Source organism: Aeromonas sp. R6-2, assembly GCF_040908155.1.
In the GTDB taxonomy this organism is placed as follows: Bacteria; Pseudomonadota; Gammaproteobacteria; order Enterobacterales; family Aeromonadaceae; genus Aeromonas; species Aeromonas schubertii.
Window position 1 is genome coordinate 67,910 of the sequence record NZ_JBFODE010000032.1, and the last position, 14,073, is coordinate 81,982.

At 62.1% G+C, this 14,073-nt stretch carries 13 protein-coding genes; 1 reads left to right on the forward strand and 12 read right to left on the reverse strand.

Annotated elements, in window-relative coordinates; translation table 11 throughout:
• Positions 1-161 precede the first annotated feature (161 nt).
• From AB5Y48_RS07160 to AB5Y48_RS07180, 5 genes are all read right to left on the reverse strand, one after another.
• Positions 162-1,826 carry an AMP-binding protein gene (locus AB5Y48_RS07160; RefSeq protein ID WP_224160882.1) on the reverse strand — a complete coding sequence of 555 codons (1,665 nt, stop codon included), beginning with the start codon at positions 1,824-1,826 and terminating at the stop codon, positions 162-164.
• A 91-nt stretch (positions 1,827-1,917) separates the two neighbouring features.
• Entirely contained in the window at positions 1,918-2,196 is a 279-nt protein-coding gene (locus AB5Y48_RS07165) for a YfcL family protein (RefSeq protein ID WP_050665624.1), read from the reverse strand.
• Positions 2,197-2,273: 77 nt separating this feature from the next.
• The gene (locus tag AB5Y48_RS07170; RefSeq protein ID WP_050665592.1) at positions 2,274-3,383 is read right to left on the reverse strand and encodes an ATP-NAD kinase family protein; all 1,110 of its coding nucleotides are present in this window, start codon (positions 3,381-3,383) and stop codon (positions 2,274-2,276) included.
• Positions 3,384-3,506: 123 nt separating this feature from the next.
• The gene (gene speA / locus AB5Y48_RS07175) at positions 3,507-5,408 is read right to left on the reverse strand and encodes a biosynthetic arginine decarboxylase (protein ID WP_368164081.1); all 1,902 of its coding nucleotides are present in this window, start codon (positions 5,406-5,408) and stop codon (positions 3,507-3,509) included.
• Positions 5,409-5,982: 574 nt separating this feature from the next.
• Positions 5,983-6,357: a hypothetical protein gene (locus tag AB5Y48_RS07180; RefSeq protein ID WP_050665590.1), complete on the reverse strand. Its 375-nt coding sequence runs from the start codon at positions 6,355-6,357 to the stop codon at positions 5,983-5,985.
• Positions 6,358-6,586: 229 nt separating this feature from the next.
• Here AB5Y48_RS07180 and pepT point away from each other — a divergent pair, with 229 nt between their 5' ends.
• On the forward strand, positions 6,587-7,810 hold the full coding sequence (gene pepT / locus AB5Y48_RS07185; protein ID WP_060586442.1) for a peptidase T: 1,224 nt from the start codon (positions 6,587-6,589) through the stop codon (positions 7,808-7,810).
• Between the two features lie 63 nt (positions 7,811-7,873).
• On the opposite strand, the gene AB5Y48_RS07190 is transcribed toward pepT, so the two are convergent.
• The 7 genes from AB5Y48_RS07190 to AB5Y48_RS07220 all read right to left on the reverse strand — a co-directional run bounded on the left by AB5Y48_RS07190 (position 7,874) and on the right by AB5Y48_RS07220 (position 14,073).
• Entirely contained in the window at positions 7,874-8,353 is a 480-nt protein-coding gene (locus tag AB5Y48_RS07190; protein ID WP_368164082.1) for an OmpA family protein, read from the reverse strand.
• A complete protein-coding gene (locus tag AB5Y48_RS07195; RefSeq protein WP_050665587.1) occupies positions 8,350-9,579 on the reverse strand; it encodes a diguanylate cyclase in 1,230 nt (409 codons plus the stop codon). Before AB5Y48_RS07195 ends, AB5Y48_RS07190 begins: the two co-directional genes overlap by 4 nt.
• The gene (locus AB5Y48_RS07200; protein ID WP_224160887.1) at positions 9,579-10,070 is read right to left on the reverse strand and encodes a YfiR family protein; all 492 of its coding nucleotides are present in this window, start codon (positions 10,068-10,070) and stop codon (positions 9,579-9,581) included. Before AB5Y48_RS07200 ends, AB5Y48_RS07195 begins: the two co-directional genes overlap by 1 nt.
• A gap of 34 nt (positions 10,071-10,104) precedes the next feature.
• Positions 10,105-11,652, reverse strand: coding sequence for a transcriptional regulator TyrR (gene tyrR / locus AB5Y48_RS07205; protein WP_368164083.1), 1,548 nt, complete (start codon positions 11,650-11,652; stop codon positions 10,105-10,107).
• Between the two features lie 131 nt (positions 11,653-11,783).
• A complete protein-coding gene (locus AB5Y48_RS07210) occupies positions 11,784-12,119 on the reverse strand; it encodes a 4a-hydroxytetrahydrobiopterin dehydratase (protein WP_005361800.1) in 336 nt (111 codons plus the stop codon).
• Complete coding sequence (gene phhA / locus AB5Y48_RS07215; protein WP_368164084.1) at positions 12,116-12,928, reverse strand: phenylalanine 4-monooxygenase; 813 nt, start codon at positions 12,926-12,928, stop codon at positions 12,116-12,118. Before phhA ends, AB5Y48_RS07210 begins: the two co-directional genes overlap by 4 nt.
• Before the next feature lie 125 nt (positions 12,929-13,053).
• Positions 13,054-14,073: a YcjF family protein gene (locus AB5Y48_RS07220; RefSeq protein ID WP_368164085.1), complete on the reverse strand. Its 1,020-nt coding sequence runs from the start codon at positions 14,071-14,073 to the stop codon at positions 13,054-13,056.

Here is a 14,073-nt window from a genome sequence, read left to right on the forward strand (position 1 = left end):
TAGACGGATATGATTCCTCCCGCACCTAAGTATGCGTGTGATACGTGTTTTGGGGGCCCGCCAGGGCCCCCCTTTTTTATATTCCGCCCGGTGCAATATTGCCCCATCAAAAATAAAAAAGGGGGCCATTTGCCCCCCATTCATATTTCAGTACTCTGCAATCAAGATTCCCACACCACGCTCTTGTGAGAGGGCCATTGATTGCCCAGATCAGCATAACGCTGCTCGAGCAGGTGGCGGCGGATCTTCATGGTGGGTGTCAGTACCCCGTTTTCAATATTCCAGGGCGTCTTGACCACGAACAGCCCCTTGAGCTTGGCGTGGGCCTCCAGCTTCTGGTTGACCCGCTCCCGGGCCAGATCGAGCACCCGCTCTATGTCTCCATGCTCTTCCTGCATCGCCTTCTCGGTCAACTGAACCAGGGCAATAGGCTGGGGCATACCGTAGCCGATGACACAAAGCTGCTCGATAAGAGGCTCCTGGCCCAACATCCCCTCGATGGGAACTGGGGCCACATACTTGCCCTTGGCGGTCTTGAAGACATCTTTCATGCGCCCTGTGATGGTCAGGTAGCCCTCGCCATCCAGCTTGCCCATGTCGCCGGTATGCAGCCAGCCGTCAGCATCTATGGTACTGGCGCTGCTCTCGGGATCCTTGTAGTAGCCCACCATCATCCCCTCACAGCGGCAGAGGATCTCCCCCTCTTCGGAGATGCGCAGGCTCACCCCGACCCCCGCCTTGCCGACGGTCCCTATCTTGTCGGCCCGGAAGGGGTAGTTAAGGGTCGAGTAGGCGTGGTTTTCGGTCATGCCCCACGCCTCCGTGATATTGAGCCCTATGCTGCGATACCACTGCAGCAGGGAGGGTGCCACCGGTGCCGAGCCACAGCCGAGCACCCTGGCCTGATCCAGCCCCAACCCTTCGCGCAGTTTGCGCTTGATGAGGGTGGAGACGAGCGGGATCTTGAGCAGCAGAGCCAGCTTCTGGGGTGGAAGCTTTTCGTAGATCTTGATGCGGAACATGGCCCACAGACGGGGGACCGAAATAAACACGGTAGGACGGCAACGCTTGATATCCTCGACGAAGGTGTCGAGAGACTCGGGGAAGGCGATGACGGCACCGCTGTAGAGGCTGCCCCCGTAGACATAAACCCGCTCCGTGATGTGAGCGAGCGGCAGATAGGAGAAACCACGATCCTCATCGCACAACCCCACCGTCTCCACCAGCTTCTCGCAGGACCAGGCATAGCGCTCCACCGAGAGCATGGCGCCCTTGGGCTTGCCGGTACTGCCCGAGGTGTAGACCAGGCTCAAGAGGCTATCTGGCTCCTGCACCGGGCTCTCGGCGATGGGCTCATGGCGCTTGATGAGATCACCCCAGTGGTGCTGGGCCGGCATGGTCTCATACGGGAAGGCGATGCGCATCAGCTCGCCGGGGACGCCGGGCTCCTGGCTCTTCCAGTCGTCGAGCTTGCCGACGAAGATAGCCTTGGACTCGCTGTGGCGCAGCACATATTCGATGGTGTCGCTGTTGGCAGTGGGATAGATGGGGACGCTGACATAGCCTCCCATCTGCATCGCCAGATCGGCAATAAACCAGTGGGCGCAGTTTTTGGAGAGAAGAGCGACCTTGTCACCCGGGACCAGCCCCAAGGCACGCAAGGCCGCGGTGATGCGTCTCGCCTCGTCGGCCACCCTCGCCCAGCTGTAGTCCTCATACTGGCGGTTGATGGTCTGACGCAGATAGATCCTGTCGGGAGATTGCCGCTCCCAGTGATAGAGCATGTCGAGCGGCAACTTGTGAGCAATCTTTGAACGGGTGGCCATGGTTAATTCCCTGCAACATTAGGCACCCAATTATTAACACTATGTAAAGGCTCAGAAAAGAATTAATTCAAACTCCAGTTTGAAATGTGACTTAGGACTCAGCCTGCTCCTGCAGGCGCTGCCACATGGTCATCACGTGAGCCTGATCCTCATCGGAGAGCTCCCCCTGCAGGATCGCCTCGTTGAGGCTGCGCAGCACGTAGCTCTTCACATCACGCACCAGCGTCTTCCCCTCCAGCTCGGCGCGGGCCACCGCCAGGGAGATGTGTCCCCTGAGATACCCGCCGGCAAACAGCTCGTCATCGGTGGCGGTCGCCACCTGGCTGTCAATCAGCCCCAGCAGCTTGTGTTCATACTCTTGAATCGACAGGGAATTGAGAATCGACATGGAACAGCCTCTTTGGCCGGGATCTCCGGCACACAGGGTTATGATGTTAAGCGTCGGACCTAGGCCGGGTTGGCGACCGGATAGATCACCTGATCCCGCCAACCGGTGACGATGCGCCGATAGCCTTGCAGGGCCTGATCCAGCGTCCTGTCACCCGTATCCACCAGCAGGGGGCGTCCCTCCAGGGTAGCCAGCTTGCTCTTGGTGGCGATCACCAGGATGCGATCCAGACCCACAGCACGAAGCACCTCAGGGCTTAACTGCTGGTTGCCTCGTCCGAACAGATGTCCCTGCCCACCGATCGGGGTGATGATCAGGCTGCAGGGGCGCCCCGCTATCCGGGTAAGGATCTCGTCGGCGCGCAGATCCTGCCCGATCAGACGACCATTTTCCACCAGATCCACACCGAGCAGACTATTTTCCAGACCCAGCTCCTCCATGCAGGCCGCCACCGTTGTACCCGAGCCCATCAGGTAGAGGGTATCGGGCTCCATGCGGGAGACCACCTCGGCGGCGATATCGGCCAGCACCAGGGGCTCGGACTCTTTCCCCCCCGCCTTGACCGCCTGCACGAAACGCAGATCCTGGGGCACCAGCAACTCGCCGAAGTGACGCGCTCGCACCCGACCGGCACGAAACGCCTCCTCGTCGATATCCATCACCTCCCCCTGCGCCAGGGTCAGCAGCTCGCCCCCGATCATGCGGGCGGCCACCCTCCCTGCCGCCTGGGGCGTCACGGCGTAGACCCCGGAGTGGATCTTGCAGCCCGCGGGAATGCCGAGCACATGAGCCCGCTCGCCGACGGCGGCGCAAATGTCTCGCGCCGTGCCATCGCCGCCGGCGAAGAGCAGCAGATCGAGCCCCATCCCGGCCATGATGTGCGCCGCGCTGCGGGTATCCTCGGCACGGCTCTCGGCCCCCGGGTGATGACTTATCAGGGTATGAGGGATCCCCATCTCCCGGGCCAGGGTTTCGCCCATGGGGCCCGCCACCGTCACCAGCTCATAATCGAGCCCGGCAAGCTCACCGAGGGCCGCCCGGGCCCGCTCGGCCGAGCGGGGAACGGCCCCAAGCCGGCGCGCCTGCTCCACGACGCCATCAGAGCCCTTGAGGGCCACGCTGCCCCCCAACCCGGCGACGGGGTTGATGATCAAACCGAGACGAAACATGCCAACTCCTTTGGTCAATCCGGCCCCCATTCTAACGCCCTCTCCGAGCTGAGCAACACGGGCCCGACGGCCATAAAAAAAGCGGCGCCTGATGGCACCGCTTTTTCAACCGAAGGAAGGGGATCACTCCTCTTCCAGATAGGCATAACCCTGCAGGCCCAGCTCCAGCTCGTCGAGCAATGCCTTGCGCATGCCATCCCCCAGGGAGGGATGGCTGGCGATGCGCTGGTAGTTCTCGCGAATGACCGAGGGGTCTATGTTCACGTAGCGCAGCAGCTGATCGACGGTGTCACCGCGGACTATGTTGCGGATGTCCATCTGGCCTTCGTCATCGAGCCATACCTCGGCGCAGTGGGTGTCACCGAACAGGTTGTGCAGATCCCCCAGGATCTCCTGATAGGCACCGACCAGGAAGAAGCCGATGTGGCAATCTTCGTTCTCGCCGTAGTGAGGCATGGGCAGGGTGCTCTCGACACCCAGGCCGTCCACATAGTGCTCTACCTGACCGTCGGAGTCGCAGGTGATGTCCATCAGGATGCCACGGCGGGTCAGGGGGCGATCCAGACCGGTCAGCGGCAGCACAGGGAACACCTGGCCAATCCCCCAGGCGTCCGGCAGGGACTGGAACAGGGAGAAGTTGACGAAGCACTTGTCGGCCAGACGCTCGCTCAGCTGATCAGCCAGATCCCGGTGGTTACGGTTGATCGGGTTGAGACGCTCCTTGATGGCGAGGCAGACATTCTGGTGCAGGCTCTCGGCCCAGGCGCGCTGCTCCAGGTTGAGCAGGCCCATGGTGTACTGGGCATTGACGTCCGACAGGTCGGCCTGGGAGTCGTGGTAGATCTCCAGCAGAGAGGGATCTTCCCCTTCCAGGTCCATCCAGCTCTGCCACATGTTCTGCAGCAGGGTCGGCTCATCGTCACCGGGCGCCCGGATGTCGTTGACCTGTACCCCTTCGGCACCGATCACATTGGTGACCAGCACGGCGTGGTGAGCGGTCAGGGCACGGCCCGATTCGCTGATGATGGTCGGATGCGGCAAGTCGAACTCGCGGCAGACATCGCCGATGCCCCATACCACGTTGTTGGCATATTCGGAGAGGCTGTAGTTGGCCGAGCAGTGGCTCTGGGAACGGGTCCCTTCGTAGTCCACCCCCAGGCCGCCGCCCACGTCGACGATGGTGACGTTGGCACCCAGACGACGCAGCTCGGCATAGAAGCGACCGCACTCGCGCACACCGCCCTGAATATCGCGGATGTTGGCGATCTGGGAGCCCAGATGGAAGTGCAGCAGTTCGAGGCAGTCGAGCTTGCCCACCTGGCGGAGCTTGTCCACCAACTTGAGGATCTGGGTCGCGCTCAGACCGAACTTGGACATGGCGCCGCCGCTCGACTCCCACATGCCGGAGCCGGTGGAAGCCAGCTTGGCACGCACGCCGATATGGGGCTCGATGTTGAGACGGGCAGACTCTTCGAGTACCAGATCGAGCTCTGAGGGCTTCTCAACCACGATCACCACCCGGTGGCCCATCAGATTGCCGAGCAGTGCGTGACGCACATACTCGCGATCCTTGTAGCCGTTGCAGACGATGATGGAGCCTTGCTCGTGGTGGTGAGAGAGCACCGCCAGCAGCTCCGGCTTGGAGCCGGCTTCCAGACCCAGACGCGGTTTGTCGGTATAGGCGGAGCTGATGGTCTCGATGACGCGACGCTGCTGGTTCACCTTGATGGGGTAAACGCACAGGTAGTCCCCCTCGTACCCTGACTTCTCGATGGCCTGTCCAAATGCGTTGAACAGGGCATCGACCCGACTCTTGAGGATATCGGGGAAGCGCAGGAGTACCGGGGTGGTCAGGCCGGCTTGACGCAGCTGCTCGATGGCTTCAGAGATGACGATTTTGGCGTCAGGACGTGACTTGTCCGGAGCGACGGTGACGTGCCCCTCTTCATTGATGCCGAAGAAACCGGCCCCCCAGTAGGGGACGTTGTAGACCTTGAGAGAGTCCTTGCTGGACCAGTTAGTCATGGGCTATGCCTCGCTAATGAGCGGCTTGACGCCGCCTTCGTTACCCTCGATCACATCCAGACCATTTGCGGCAAGCCAAGGCTGCCTGGTGGATTTTGGGAAGTAACGAGTCTTGATGTGGGGCTGGTGGCTTTACATCAAGCTCAACGGTATGCGGGGGATACAACTGTATTCCGCGACGCTTTGATGGAGGCAGCTCGTTGCCACGCTGCCGTCTCATCCGGTGGCCGCAGAGCCGTCAGACGGGTTGGTCGAAAGGAGAGGGACGAGGCGCCGTTCCGCACAGGCGGAGAGGTTGACGACAACACACCACAGAACACGTCACGACCACTGACCGCCCATGACAAGGGGATAAGATTGAGCTGCGTCGCTCACTCGGTCAATCGGATGTATCGTGTCGCTGTTGTTCTCCCTGATACCGGATCCTGACCGGTATAAAAGAAACCAAACCCTTGCAGTGTCTGTCGTTTCTGCATGCCTCGCCCTATAGGCGCTCGATCCCGCTCCCGTTGGGGGGCAGGATCGGCGCGGAGTTTACACATAGAGCCGGCTCAGTGACAATAAAAAATAACGCTCAAAGATGGCGTTTCAATAAGTGGGTCAAATCCTGCAGCCGCCCTTGCCAGTAAAGGGGTTGCAGGCAGCTGACCGGACCGGTTTCCAGCTCTCCGAATACATCGCCAAAGTGGGCCTCCAGCTCGGGCTGCAGCGCCGAGGAGGAGATACGTTCGTGATAGAACCAGATGCGTCCATAACCATCCACCTGAAGCAGAGGTTTGTCGTGTCGCTCGGGCCAGTGAAAGTCCACCGTACAGAGGGATTGCGAGTCGTTGACCGCACTCTGGGGAGAGTGTCTGGACCACTCGCCAATCCAGTCTATCAGGGTCAGCGCCGCCACCTCATCGAGGTGATTGTCCTGGAGTTGCCGGTTGAATTCTGAATATTTCATGCACTCTCCTTGCATATTGATTTCCATCCAAACCGTACCATAACAAAAAAAGGCACACATTAAACAGGGAATAATGGCGAACGGCGCCCGGCAGGAGAGGATCAAATCCGGCCTTTGCCAACTTGTTACGAATACGCCAAAAACGTCACAAACCCTGTTCTGGAACAAGGTTTTCCCGATTATCCCTGCTCACAATGACCGACTCTCAACCCTTTTCCCGAGCCAGCTTATGACCCGCGTTGTCGATCGCTTTCTCCATTACGTTACCTTTCATACCCGCTCCGACGCTGCCAGCTCCGATTGTCCCAGCACACCGGGGCAATGGCTGCTCGCCCGCGCCCTGAAAGAGGAGCTGACGAGCCTGGGCCTCGAGGAGGTCGTGCTCGATGAGCACGGCTATCTGACTGCACGCCTGCCGGGCAACTGCCCCGAGGCGCCGGCCATCGGCCTTATCGCCCACATGGATACCGCCGATTACGAAGCCTGCGAGGTACGTCCCCAGCTGGTGGAGAACTATCAGGGGGGGGATATCTGCCTTGGCAAGGGGGATGAAGTACTCTCGTTGCGCCAGTTCCGTTGCCTGAAAAACTATTTGGGACAGGATCTTATCACCACAGACGGAACCACCTTGCTCGGTGCCGACGACAAGGCGGGGATCGCCGAGATCCTCACCTGTGTGGAAGAGCTCATCGCCCACCCCGAGATCCCCCGCGGCGATCTCTGGATCGGCTTCACCCCCGACGAGGAGATAGGTCGCGGTGCCGATCACTTCCCGCTGGATCGCTTCAAGGCGCGCTGGGCCTACACGGTCGATGGGGGGGAGCTCGGCGAGCTGGAGTACGAGAACTTCAATGCGGCCAGCGCCACCCTGATCATCACCGGCAACAACGTCCATCCGGGCAGCGCCAAGGGCGCCATGATCAACAGCCAGACCCTGGCCGCTCGCTTCCATCTCAGCCTGCCAGACGATGAGACCCCGGAGTGCACCGAAGGGTATCAGGGCTTCTATCACCTGGCCTTAAGCGAGGGGACGGTGGAGCAGAGCCGGCTCGAGTACATCATTCGTGACTTCGACGATGACGCCTTCCTGGCGCGCAAGCGCCTCATGGAGCAGCGAGCCCAGGAGTTGCAACAGGCCAATCCGGGAGCCCGTGTCACCCTGACGCTGCAGGACAGCTACCGCAATATGCGCAGCCAGATAGAGCCCCATCTGCATATTGTCGATCTGGCCAGGGCGGCAATGGCCGAGGCGGACGTCACCCCCAGAGTCAAGCCGATCCGCGGTGGCACCGATGGCGCACGCCTCTCCTTCATGGGACTCCCCTGCCCCAATCTCTTCACCGGTGGCCACAACTTCCATGGCAAGCACGAGTTTATCCCCGTACCCTCCATGGAGAAGGCGGTGGCGACCCTGATAGCCCTGGTGCGACTGACCGCCCAGTGGCGTGGCTAAGCAAACCAAAGAGAAACGGCAGGCGTGCCTGCCTGCCGTTTTACACACCTCGCCCCCTGGCCCTTAATCCGTGATGACGATAGCCACCCTGCGGTTTTGGCTGCGCCCCTCCCGGGTCTTGTTGCTGGCCACCGGATAGCGCTCACCCAGACCACGCACCTCCAGGTTGGCGACCGGCATTCCGGCGTCGATCAGGCTGTCAGCCACCGACTGGGCCCGCTGCCGGGAGAGTTGCTGGTTGTAGCTCTCATCACCGTTTGAATCGGTATGTCCATCCAGACGCGCCCAGTCGATCCCGACCGAGAGCAGAGAGTGGGCAATTTTCTGCACCACGGCACGGCTATCGGGGTTGAGGGTGCGCGACTCGTTGGCAAAGAGCACCCTGTCGCTCAGCCCCAGACTCCACCCCTCCTCGACCTGGGTAAATCCCCGGGCCTTGAGCAGGGCTATCTGGGTCTCATTAAGGCGGCCGGCAGGCGGGCTCTGGCAACCGGCCAGCAGCAGGGCAAACATGCCTATCAGGAAAACCGAAAATCGTCTCATCGTCTTACCTCGTCTTCATTGACATCATCGAAAGCACGGGCCTCCTGCTTGGCCCGGTACATCTCCTCATCGGCCTGCTGCATCAGGCGTTCGGCATCCAGATCCCAGGGCGGGCAGTGGCTGTGGCCAATGCTCAAGGTCGCCAGCAGGGTCTGGCCATCCGGCAGCGCAATAGGCTGCTCCATCCCCTTGTGCAGCATCCTGATCCGCTGCTTGAGCGCCACCTCGTCAAAATAGGGGAGCAAGAGGGCAAACTCGTCGCCCCCGAGACGCGACGCCAGTGCCGAAGGCGGCAGCTGGACCCGAAGGCGAGCCGCGATGGCCACCAGCACGGCATCGCCGGCGGCGTGACCATAGGTGTCGTTGATCGGCTTGAACAGGTTGCAGTCGATATAAAGCAGCCCCAGAGGCGCCTGCTGACGCTGACACAGAAGCAGGCTCTGGGTCAGGCGCTCTTCGAACAACGCCCGGTTGGCCAGCCCGGTCAGGGGATCGTGGGTAGCCTGATGGCGCAGATCCGCCTGCACCTCTTCGTGCCACTGCTGCCAGCGCTCCAGCTCGCCGAGCAGGGCGTTGACATCCTCGTTGAGGGCATTGAGCTCGGCGATCTCGCTGCCGGGCAGACGCGGGGTAAAGTCCTGCTCGACCCGCACCCGGTGCAGCACGCTGACCAGATGGCGCAGCGGCGTCATGATCCGGCTCAGGGTGTGGCGGGTCAGCCAATAGGCCCCCTGCAGACTCAGCAACAGGCAGGCGACGACCGCCAACACGACCCCCATCACAAACTGCAACAGGGTATGCCCATTGGCAGTCAGCTCGACGGTCGCTATGCTCCGTCCGTTGCTCTCCACCGGCACCCGGATCAGTTCGGGCATCAACCTGCGGGAGAACCAGCGCTCGATCCCGAGATCGCCCTGTGACTGGCCATGCTCCCAACGGGTGAAGAGGCGCCCGTCAGGAAGGCGGATACGGACCATGGCGATCTCCTCATGACGAGCGATCGAGTCCAGAGTCTCCCGAGCGGCCGCCTCATCATCGAAGACGACGGCAGCCTCGACCGTGTAGCTGATGGCCCGGGCCACCAGCTCGGCATTGTGAATGGCATAACCACGCAGGGCCCAGATGGCAAACAGAGTCAGTCCGGTACCGCATAGCAGGATCGCCAGCAACATGCCCCCCAGATGACCCCGATGGAGCATCTGGCGCAGGGTTTGTCTAACCTGCATCAGGGGGCCCTCCCCTTGCGTCCCAGCTTCAACACACCGGGATGCACCTTGACGCCACTGCGGGCCAGTGCGTCCAGATTGACCCTGAAACTCACCCTTTCGTCCCCGACCTGCAAACAAAACGCCCCTCCGGCCACACACTCCCGGTTATTCTCCTCCAGGGTGAGTACGGCCGAGCCCGCCAGGCGGGTGGCGAGACGCAGACGTGCCGCATCGTCGAGGACCCCGAGATAGAGGGCATCGCACTCGGCGGCAAGGGTGGGCTCATCGAGCCCCATGCGTTGGGTCACCATGGGCCTGCCGTCGCGCAGCTGACGCAGCCCCAACAGGGGATCGGCATATTCGGTGGGAGCGGCGACGCACAGCCGCAAGGAGTCATGAGAGCGGGGCCAGCGGGTATAGGCGAGGATATCGAGCACCACATCACAGACTGCCACGCCGCGGCGCTCGGCCTGGCTCAGTGGCACCTCGGCATGGACAGCTCCGGTCATGAGGAGCGCGAGAACCGCGCCCCTCACGAAGCGGTTATTTCTTGCCGAGACCATAGTCCCGCAGCTTGTTGGCGATGGCGGTATGAGAGACCCCAAGGCGCTTGGCCAGTTGCCGGGTGGAGGGGAAGGCGGGATAGAGCCGCTCGAGCAGGCGGCGCTCAAAACGCTTCACCGCTTCATCCAGATCCCCCTCGAACCACTCGTCGATGACGGGCATGGGCTCGCTCTCGGTGGGCAACTCGATCTGCTCGGGACCCAGCTCGTCTCCCTCCAGCAGGGTCATGGCCCGATAGAGACAGTTACGCAGCTGGCGCACATTCCCCGGCCAGCGATAGGCCTGCAGCACGTCACCCAGGTTACGGGTCAGCCGTGGCCGGCTGCGTTGCTGCTCGCTGGCAAAACGCGCCACGAAGTGCTGGGCCAGGGGCAGAATATCGGCCTTGCGCTCGCGCAACGGGGGCAGGTTCAGGGTGAGCACGTCGAGGCGATAGAAGAGATCCTCGCGAAACCGCCCCTCGGCCACCAGCTCACGCAGGTTCTTCTGGGTGGTGCAGATGAAGCGCACATTGACCTGCACCTCCTGCTCGTCACCCACCCGGCGAAACACCCCGTCCTGCAGCACCCGCAAGAACTTGGTCTGCAGGTGCGGTGACATGTCGCCGATCTCGTCGAGCATCAGGGTGCCGCCACTGGCCAGCTCCAGCACGCCGCGCTTGCCCTCGGTATTGTTGCCAAAGGCGCCGGGGGCATAACCAAAGAGCTCGCTCTCGGCCACGTTATCGGGCATGGCGGCGCAGTTGAGCGCCATGAAGGGGTGGCTCGAACGCAGGCTGGCGCCATGACAGGCGCGAGCCAGCAGCTCCTTGCCGGTGCCCGTTTCCCCCATGATAAGCAAGGGGGCATCCTGCATCGCCAGCTTGGCCGCCTCGACCAGCACCTGCTTCATACGGCTGCTCTGGCCCTGAATGTGCTCGAAGCCACCGATCTCGTCGGCATGCAGGGCACTGAAGTGCAGCCCGACGCGACGGGCAGACTTGAGCACCACCACGGCGCCGGCCAGGGCCTGGCGCCCCTTCTCCTCGTCCACAAACAGAGGGATGAGATCGGCCAGGTACTCCTCTCCACCCAGCCCCAGCTTGCAGGTCTGGGCCCTGGGTTCGCTCGACTCCAACCAACGGCTGAAGGCAAAACCCTTGATGTGGTGCCCGAGGGCACCGCCCCTGAGCTCCTCTATGGTGGTGCCGAGGGCGCTCAGGGCCGCCTGGTTGGCCTGGGTGATACGACCGCGCACATCCAGGGAGAAGATGAGATCGGGCAGGGCCTTGAGCAGGGCCTGGATCTCGTGATGCTCCCGCTCGGAGGGCATATAGGGAATGGTCTTGACGTCATAGACACCCGGGATGCGCCGGATCTCGGGCATCAGGTGCTGAAAATCGGAGAACTCCAGCTCGGGGAAGTTGAGATAGATGATGCCGGAGGTGTCGATCTCGATGCCACGCAGGTCGATATTACGCTCCACCAGGCGGTCAAGCAGCTCCCGGGTCAGCCCCAGGCGGTCTTCACAACTCACTTCGAGACGCATGTGAGGGTCAATTCCTTACTGACTTTTCAATAACGGCGGATGATACAGACTCACTCTTGTCGGGGCGAGCCCTGACCGGAAAAAATGCGGGCCCGACGGCGATTTGCCGTCAGGCCCTGACCGTTTACGCCTTAAAGCAGGCCGTCGGTGCGCGCCGCCATGATGAAGTCGTTGCGATGCAGCCCCCCTATCTTGTGAGTCCACCAGGTGACGGTCACCTTGCCCCACTCGGTGAGAATGGCCGGATGGTGGAACTCGGCCTCGGCCAGCTCTCCCAGTCGGTTGGTAAAGGCGAGCGCTTCCTTGAAGTTGCGAAAGGCAAACTCGCGCCTGAGCATCAGCACCCCCTGCTCCACCACGGGTTGCCAGTCGGGGATGCCGCCCATCAGTTCGGCGAGCTCGGCCTCACTCACCTTGGGGGCATCGGCACGGCACGCCTCACAGCGCTCGGCAGCCAGTTCACTCATAGGTTCAACTCCTTGTTACCGGTCGCTACCGGCTTGGGGGGATAGAGGGGAGGACGCAGCCCGAGACTCATCGCCTCGCGCACCCTCCCCATGATGTCGCTGTCGGCCAACTCGAACAGGATTTCGATCCGATCCAGCATGAAGTAGACAGGTTGCATGATATCGATGCGATACGGGGTGCGCAGCACCTCCAGCAGATCGAAAGGCTCTACTCTCGGCGTCGGGCTCAGGGCATAGCCGGTCTCACCGATGGAAGAGAGGATGCCGCCACCGTAGATCCGGGGACCATCTTGGGTCTGTAGCAGGCCAAATTCCACCGTAAACCAGTAAAGGCGAGCCAGAAAGACTCTTTCCTCCTTGCTTGCCGCCATGCCGAGGCGCCCATAGACATGGGTGAAGTGGGCGAAGGCCGGATTGGTCAGCAAGGGGCAGTGGCCGAAGATCTCGTGAAAGATGTCGGGCTCTTGCAGGTAGTCGAGCTCTTGTGGGGTGCGGATAAAGGTGGCGACCGGGAAGTGTCTATCCGCCAGCAGGGCGAAGAAGCGATCAAACGAGATGAGCGCCGGTACCGCCGCCACCGACCAACCAGTGCTCTCGCGCAACACCCGACTTATCTCGCCGAGCTGGGGAATGCGCCCGGTGGGTAGCGCCAGGCGCGTCAGGCCGGCGATATACTCGTCACACGCCCGTCCCGGCAACACCTCGCTCTGGCGGGTTATCAGGGTATGCCAGGTGGCATTTTCCTCTGCGCTCCAGGGGATGCGGCCATCCGGGCCACTCTCCCTGGCGTGGTACTGGGTTCCTTTCATCACATCATCCTGACCTTGTGGGGCTGACACCCCCTTAGTTGTCAGGTTAACGATTCGACCGAAAAAAAAGCAGCCACCCGTCGACGGTGGCTGCCCTTTCGTGATGTAACCAAATTGTTACAGGGCTATTCTGGCACTTCACCGCGCCGGGTCAGGTAACCCGTCACCTTCTCGACCAACGCCTTGCGATAACTGGCCAGACGAGGCCTCTCCTCTCCCTGCCAGGGGATGGGGCGGCAACTCTCCATCACCTTGATGCCAAGGCGGGCGGTGAGCAGGCCGGCCCCCACCCCCTGAGCCGCCCGCACCGAGAGCCGACCGGCCAGATCGGCCCCCAGCACATCCATGCCCACATCGGTCACCAACTCGGTGGCGCCCGCATAGACTAGATTACGCAGCACCTGACGGATGAGGCGAATGCGGCTCCAGTAGCCGAGTTCAATCCCGTAGACATCGGCAATATCGTCGATCATGCGCAGGTTACGCCACAGGATCAGGGCCATGTCCACCACCGCCAGCGGGCTCACGGCGACCATGACGGCCGCCTCGGCGGCCCACTTGACCACCCGCCCCCGAGCCTGGCGATCCCGCTCGGCGAGCACCAGCTGACTGTAGAGGGTGAGCGCCTCCCGATCGCTGTGAGTGGCCTCCAGCTGATCACAGAAGCGCCGATACCCCTCACTTCCCTGCTCACCCGACTCCCGGGCCAGTTGCTCGCAGAGGGTGGCGCCCTGTCCAACCCCCTGATGGGCCAGCAGATCCTCGGCGCGCGAGCGCACGTCCTGGCGCTTCTTCAGCCGCCGCAAGCGGCGCCACTCGCGCCCCAGCGCCAGCGAGGCGCCGCATAAGACCAGCCCGGATGCGATCAGCCAGGCGCCGCCCCAAAGGGGCTCGCTCAACCATTGCTGCCACAGGAAGTGACCATATTGGGCCAACGAGAGGAGTCCAATTCCGGCGGCGCCCCAGGCGAGCAAGCGGTGACGGCGACGGGGACGCACCGGGTGGCGAAGGGTCTGCCCGACCTCCTCCTCGAGAGGGGCGAAGCTCGCCTCCTCCAGCCGGGTGGCGGGCGCCGGACGGGCGGGCTCCGGCTCGGGAGGTAACGTATCGAGGACTATCTTGCCACGGGGCTTTTCCTGGATCAT

Coding starts and splice junctions, on each gene's coding strand:
- AB5Y48_RS07160 (WP_224160882.1), bottom strand. CDS start 1,826: ATGGCCACCCGTTCAAAGATTGCTCACAAGTTGCCGCTCGACATGCTC.
- AB5Y48_RS07170 (WP_050665592.1), bottom strand. CDS start 3,383: ATGTTTCGTCTCGGTTTGATCATCAACCCCGTCGCCGGGTTGGGGGGC.
- speA (WP_368164081.1), bottom strand. CDS start 5,408: ATGACTAACTGGTCCAGCAAGGACTCTCTCAAGGTCTACAACGTCCCC.
- AB5Y48_RS07180 (WP_050665590.1), bottom strand. CDS start 6,357: ATGAAATATTCAGAATTCAACCGGCAACTCCAGGACAATCACCTCGAT.
- pepT (WP_060586442.1), top strand. CDS start 6,587: ATGACCCGCGTTGTCGATCGCTTTCTCCATTACGTTACCTTTCATACC.
- AB5Y48_RS07190 (WP_368164082.1), bottom strand. CDS start 8,353: ATGAGACGATTTTCGGTTTTCCTGATAGGCATGTTTGCCCTGCTGCTG.
- AB5Y48_RS07195 (WP_050665587.1), bottom strand. CDS start 9,579: ATGCAGGTTAGACAAACCCTGCGCCAGATGCTCCATCGGGGTCATCTG.
- AB5Y48_RS07200 (WP_224160887.1), bottom strand. CDS start 10,070: ATGACCGGAGCTGTCCATGCCGAGGTGCCACTGAGCCAGGCCGAGCGC.
- tyrR (WP_368164083.1), bottom strand. CDS start 11,652: ATGCGTCTCGAAGTGAGTTGTGAAGACCGCCTGGGGCTGACCCGGGAG.
- AB5Y48_RS07210 (WP_005361800.1), bottom strand. CDS start 12,119: ATGAGTGAACTGGCTGCCGAGCGCTGTGAGGCGTGCCGTGCCGATGCC.
- phhA (WP_368164084.1), bottom strand. CDS start 12,928: ATGAAAGGAACCCAGTACCACGCCAGGGAGAGTGGCCCGGATGGCCGC.
- AB5Y48_RS07220 (WP_368164085.1), bottom strand. CDS start 14,073: ATGATCCAGGAAAAGCCCCGTGGCAAGATAGTCCTCGATACGTTACCT.